Genomic DNA, 5423 nt, shown 5'->3' with positions numbered 1-5423 from the left:
CTGCTTCATGCCTTGGCTTTTTGCCCCTGGATTGTCGTTTCCGTATCCTTCCAGAAGATTGATGACGCCCCACACGCCCAGGCCAGCGCCCAGGGCGATCACCAGGGTCTGGAGCACTTCGATTGCGCTGTTGAAAAATTCCATAGACAGCTTCTTGCCGGAATCTCTATATTAGGTTCAGTCATGTGTCATAGGCATACAAAAGCCGGAACAGTCTGCCGCGCAATACGGCGGCCTCGATTCCGGCGTCCTCCTTTTTTCAAAATTTTGTGGTGACTGTCCGCTTTGTACGCCAGAGCCTCCGGGGAGGCGTTTGCGGCGAGTAGATGGGACCCCTCCTTTCTCAGCGGAACATCATTCCTCGTCTGCGGCGTCGATCTCGTACACGTCGCAGACCTCATTGGCCTTGAGCTTTAGCCGGGTGGACAGAAAACGCTCGATGTCAAAGGTGTTTTTCTCGTCGTAGTCAGCCAGATAGATGTAGTTGGGGTGCTTGGTGATGTCGTACTTGTTGGACAGGAAGGGCCGGACGCCCCGGAGCTGGAGGATGCACTTGCCGCCGTCCAGCACCGCCAGCTCGTCCACGCTGGCTAGGTCCTTCCCCAGCTTCTGATAGTTGAGGGAGTGGGACAGCTCCCGCCCCCGGCTCTCGCCGGTATTGAACGTGTCGATGGTCTCCTTGCCCAGGGCAGCAGACAGCTCCTTGAGGGTGGTGGGCTCCGATCCGCCCAGGAACAGCCGCGCGTCCATGTTGCCGATGATAGTGTCGGCGTTGTCCTTGTAGATGGCTTTTAACTGGGACTGTGCCTGGAGAACCAGGCAGGCGGAAATCTCCCGGCTGCGGATGGTGGCAACCAGCTTTTCCAGCCGGGGGATTTGTCCGATGTTGGCCGCCTCATCAATGAGACACCGCACATGGACCGGCAGCCGCCCGCCGTACACGTCGTCAGCTTTCTCGCACAGCAGATTGAAAAGCTGGGTATAGGCCATGCTGATCAAAAAGTTAAAGGTGTCGTCCGTGTCGCTCATAATAAAGAACAGGGCGGTCTTGCGGTCCCCCAGGGTGTCCAGCTCCAGCTCGTCATAGGCGGTCAGCTCCCGCAGCTCCCCGATGTCGAAGGGGGCCAGGCGGGCACCGCAGCTCACCAATATGCTCTTGGCGGTTTTGCCGGCAGCCAGCTTATATTTGGCATATTGCCGGACGGCGAAGTGGCCGGGGTCCCGCTCCTTCAGCTCGTCAAACATCAGGTCTACGGGATTCTTGAACTCCTCGTCGTCCTCCCGGACCTCCATGGCGTTGATGAACTCCAACAGGGTGGCGAAGTTCTGTTCCTCCTCCGGGGCCTCGTAGTGGATGTAGCCGATGAGCGCCGTGTAGAGCAGGGTCTCGGCCTTCTGCCAGAAATCGTCCCCGGATTTCCCCTCTCCCTTGGTGTTCACCATGAGGCAGTTGACCAGCTTCAAAATATCCTTCTCGCTGTGGATATAGGCGAAGGGGTTGTAGTGGTGGGATTTTTTGAAATTGATGGTGTTCATAATTTTGATGCGGTAGCCCTTGCGGCGCAGCATCTTCCCACACTCAATCACCACGCTGCCCTTGGGGTCTGTGACCACGAAGGAGCAGGGATATTTTTCGCTGTCACATTGCATCAGGTTCGGTTTCAGCACAAATCGGGTCTTGCCGCTGCCGCTCCCGCCGATAATGAGAAAATTTTTGTTCCTGGCGGTCTTGGGGTCCTTGGGCCGGTTGTTCATGGTCAAAAACTCCGTGGCCGTCAGGATCACGTTGTTCTCAAAAATGGGGTCCATGAAAGGGCGGATGTCCTCCTTGGTGCCCCAGCGGGCGCTGCCGTACTCCGCCCCCTTGCGGTACTTCTTGGCGTTCTTGCCCTTGATATAGACCGCCAGCCGCAGGGCGGCCCCGCAGCACAACCCCACCAGAAGGTCCAGGGGGTGGAAGCTGGGCAAGGCGGATTGGAACGCGGCGGCAAAGCCGTCCAGCAGCCCCAGCAGCTTGGCCGAGGCGTCCCCGCCTGGGGCCAGCCGCCACGCCTGCCCCAGCTTGGTGGCGTAGAGGGCAATGAGCGCATAGGGCAGATTGGGGAGGATATAGCGTTTCAAATTGACCTGTCTCATCGCTCCAGCACCTGCTTTCGCACCTTCTCGGCGGTGCCCCGGACCAGGCCCTTGAATCGCTCCAGCCTTTCCAGCACCGACGGTCTGGAGGCCCGGCGGACCTTCTGGCCCAGGTACTCCTGGAACGCTGCGTTGATTGCGTCGGTGTCCCGGCCCTTGAAAAAAATCAGGTACTTGGGCGGGGCCGCGCTCCGGTCCTTCCGGACCGCATAGTCCACGCCATATTTTCGGGCAATCCGGTCAAAGCGGCGGATGTCCTTGTCCTGGAAGTCAATATTGGAGATTCCCTGATTCTGGCGGGTGAGCTGCTGCACCGTCTGCCTGCCCCGGTGGACCACCGGCGTCTCCCGCCCGCGCTGCTTGCCCAGCTTCACATTGCGGCGGTGGGCCATGTACTTGGAGATGGCCGCCTTCAGCAGCCGCCCGGTGAATTTGGTGCCGCTGACGATCAGCGTCAGCGTCTTGTTCTCCACTTCCTCCTGCATTTTCACCACCTCCCTCGCTCAGGAGGAAGGGCGGCCCTGCCGGGCCGCCCTGGAGGACCTCACTTCACCTCATGCCAGGTCTCGTTTTCTGCTCCGGTGACGATGGTGTGGCCGTTGGCGGCCTCCATCAGGTCATAGTAGGCCCAGTAGTGGGGGTTCTGGAGGTCATAGAAGGTGTTCAGCTCGTCCTTATTGCGGCGGATATAGGTCTCATCCGCCGTGCGGCCCAGCATCCGGTTGACAATGGTGACGACCTCGGCGCGGGTGATCTCGTCCCCACCGTGGAACAGGCCGTCCGGGTAGCCCACGACCCAGCCGTTCCGGGTGGCCTCCCGGACATACCGGGCCGCCCAGTGGTCCCGCGTCACGTCGGGGAAGGAGCCCTGGTCCGTCTCATAGGTCTCCAGCTCCATCCAGTCGGCCAGCCGGGCGCAGACGGTGACGAACTGCTCTCGGGTGATGCTGGCCCCGGCGTGGAACTTGCCATCGTCGTAGCCGACCACCACGCCCAACTGCTCCAGGTAGGCCACATAGCCGGCATACCAGGCGTCGGGGTCCACATCGGGGAAGCGGCTGGAGTGCCCGTCCGGCAGGTTCTCGCCCCTGGTCTCGGAGAGGATACGGGCGAAAATGGCGGCAGCCTCGGCGCGGCTCATATTGCGGTCCGGGCCGACGGTGCCGTCCCCATATCCATATTCTGATTCTGGCATATTGGTATTGATGCTGCCGCAGGTCTCGCAGACCGCTTTGGTCCAATGGTGGCCGGTATAGTATGCGTCTACACCGGGAACACCATCGTTGACATTCCCAGTCCCGCTGCCGCTTATGAGCGTTCCATCTGAATACTTTACCCCTCGATTCAGAGCGGAAGTGCCGTCTCTGGTGTATTCTGGGACCCGGAAGTAGACAAACATCGTCACTTGTCCGCAGACACCGCAGGCAAAGGTCTCTCTGGTTACGACGGAATTGGTGTCCAACTCATTGGTGCGGTCGTTGGCCTCTTTCCAATGTTCGGCTGGGTCCCGGTAGCTGTTGTTCTGCTGAGCGGCGAAGGCTGTGGGCATCAGGGATGCCAGCATCGCCACGGCCAGGAATGAGGCCAGCAGGGAGCGCAGCCGGGTGTGTTTGGGTTTCATGGGTGATTTCCCTCCTTTTTTTGCAGAATGTTGGTTGATACAGAGCGGTGGGGCGGGTCCGGGGGAGGCCCCCGGACCCGTGGCCAGAAGTGGATCACTGGCCCCGTCCCTGGCCCTTGACGGTGAGGATGCCGTCCAGGGTGGTGGCGGTGATCCGCAGGCGCTCGGCAGTGGCGATGTCGTTCTTTACCGTCTCGTCCACCTTGCCGCCGCAGACCACCAGCACACGGGCCCTCCGTAGGTAGTCCCGCGCCATGTCGATGCCGTCCTTGTGCTCCTGGGGAATGCTGTCCTTCAGGAACAGGGGCAGGAACAGCAGGGGACAGACCGGGGAGAAGCCCGCGTCGTACACCTGGCGGCACCAGCGGGCGGCGTTTTCCGTGTTCTCGAACTCGTTCTCGCCCCAGGGGGCGGTGATGTAAGCCAGAGGCCGTTTCATAGGCAAATCCTTTCTCCCGGCAAATCCGGGCATAAATTTAGGCGGCCTTTCAGCCGCTGTAGTCGTGGTGGAAATCGTGGTTGACCAGCATGGTGTAGTGATTGTCCGTGGAGCTGGGGGCGTTGAACAGGGCAGCCAGCAGATAAGCCTTGGTATTCCAGACGCGGGTGGTGTTCTCGCTGATACCGTCCAGCACCTTCTCAATGTGGCTGGAGGTGATCTGCTCAAACCGCTGTTGGACAAAGGCGGTGGGGTATTCCGCGTCTCGCCCGATCTTGATGATGGGGCTGCGGGTCATGGCTACCTCCAGCATAATCTCCACGAACTCGTCCACCTGGGTCCGGTTGACAGGGGTACAAATCAGGTCATACTCAATCTGTTCCCGAATTTCCTCTCGCTTCTCATACACGTCCGTCTGTCCTTCCGCCGGAGGCGTGAAAAGAACGAATGAATGAGTGCTTGATAGATGCGTATTTGATTTTTGAGTATTTGATCTCTTAGTATTTAATTCTGCGGGCTTTTCCGTAGATGGTTCCCCCATATCCGGCTCCACCAGATACGGGTTTTCCGTATCTGGTGCGTCCGTATCCGGCGCAGGCGTATCTGGTCCCGGTTCCTCTGGCGGTTCCTCCGCAGCGGGGCGGGGCTTCTCGTAGATGGTGTACTCGGTGTCGCTGATGCGCCCGCCGGGACCTCGAAGCTGGCGGCGAACGATGTAGCCCGCCTTCTCCAGCTCCCGCAGCGCCCCGCCGATGGCATCTACACCCTCCTTGCAGATGGCCGCCAGCCCCCGAGTGGTGTAGTTCCACTCGTCCGGCAGGGAGAGCATTATGGACAGCAGCCCCTTGGCTTTCAGGCTCAGGGCCGTATCTTTCAGGTGATGGTTACTCATCACGGTATAGTCCCGCGTCCGTTCAATGCGGAATACTGCCATTTGATTCACTTCCTTGTGTCATTGGGGGCGTTGGGCTGTATGGGGGCGGTTTGCACCTCTTCACGGGCAAACCGTTCCTCCAACCGTATAACGCTCCAGTTGGATTTGAACTGCCCCAGGGGACCGGGGCCGAACTGTGCCCTGGCCCGGTTGTCCAGGTCCAGCAGCCGCGCCCACAGCTCCGGGTGATGGTGCCGGAGGTTCCGCAGCTCCCCGATCCGCTGGAAGGGGCAGCACCAGCAGGAGGCCCGGTGATAAATCTCATAGAGGCCGCCGAAGTCAAAGCCCCGGTC

General features: G+C 60.1%; 6 protein-coding genes and 1 pseudogene. All 7 read right to left on the bottom strand.

The window, feature by feature from the left end:
- A partial coding sequence (locus Q0K09_RS10260) for a Maff2 family mobile element protein (RefSeq protein ID WP_294475930.1) occupies window positions 1–144 on the bottom strand: 144 nt, incomplete at its 3' end.
- Window positions 145–354: 210 nt separating this feature from the next.
- Window positions 355–2136 carry a VirD4-like conjugal transfer protein, CD1115 family gene (locus Q0K09_RS10255; protein ID WP_294475928.1) on the bottom strand — a complete coding sequence of 594 codons (1782 nt, stop codon included), beginning with the start codon at window positions 2134–2136 and terminating at the stop codon, window positions 355–357.
- The gene (locus tag Q0K09_RS10250) at window positions 2133–2621 is read right to left on the bottom strand and encodes a PcfB family protein (RefSeq protein ID WP_204862605.1); all 489 of its coding nucleotides are present in this window, start codon (window positions 2619–2621) and stop codon (window positions 2133–2135) included. The genes Q0K09_RS10255 and Q0K09_RS10250 overlap by 4 nt, the downstream gene beginning before the upstream one ends.
- A 59-nt stretch (window positions 2622–2680) precedes the next feature.
- Window positions 2681–3757: an S-layer homology domain-containing protein gene (locus Q0K09_RS10245; RefSeq protein ID WP_294475922.1), complete on the bottom strand. Its 1077-nt coding sequence runs from the start codon at window positions 3755–3757 to the stop codon at window positions 2681–2683.
- A gap of 94 nt (window positions 3758–3851) precedes the next feature.
- The gene (locus tag Q0K09_RS10240) at window positions 3852–4196 is read right to left on the bottom strand and encodes a hypothetical protein (RefSeq protein WP_204862608.1); all 345 of its coding nucleotides are present in this window, start codon (window positions 4194–4196) and stop codon (window positions 3852–3854) included.
- Window positions 4197–4245: 49 nt separating this feature from the next.
- Window positions 4246–5130: a DUF6017 domain-containing protein gene (locus Q0K09_RS10235; RefSeq protein WP_294475919.1), complete on the bottom strand. Its 885-nt coding sequence runs from the start codon at window positions 5128–5130 to the stop codon at window positions 4246–4248.
- A gap of 5 nt (window positions 5131–5135) precedes the next feature.
- Window positions 5136–5423, bottom strand: a pseudogene (locus Q0K09_RS10230) (hypothetical protein); the annotation flags it as partial.

Origin of the sequence: uncultured Intestinimonas sp. (genome assembly GCF_944387725.1) — a bacterium.
Classification (GTDB): Bacteria; Bacillota; Clostridia; order Oscillospirales; family Oscillospiraceae; genus Intestinimonas.
Note: the sequence above shows the minus strand (reverse complement) of the source record. Positions and strands in the feature narration are given on the sequence as shown.

Coding starts and splice junctions, on each gene's coding strand:
- Q0K09_RS10255 (WP_294475928.1), bottom strand. CDS start 2,136: ATGAGACAGGTCAATTTGAAACGCTATATCCTCCCCAATCTGCCCTAT.
- Q0K09_RS10250 (WP_204862605.1), bottom strand. CDS start 2,621: ATGCAGGAGGAAGTGGAGAACAAGACGCTGACGCTGATCGTCAGCGGC.
- Q0K09_RS10245 (WP_294475922.1), bottom strand. CDS start 3,757: ATGAAACCCAAACACACCCGGCTGCGCTCCCTGCTGGCCTCATTCCTG.
- Q0K09_RS10240 (WP_204862608.1), bottom strand. CDS start 4,196: ATGAAACGGCCTCTGGCTTACATCACCGCCCCCTGGGGCGAGAACGAG.
- Q0K09_RS10235 (WP_294475919.1), bottom strand. CDS start 5,130: ATGGCAGTATTCCGCATTGAACGGACGCGGGACTATACCGTGATGAGT.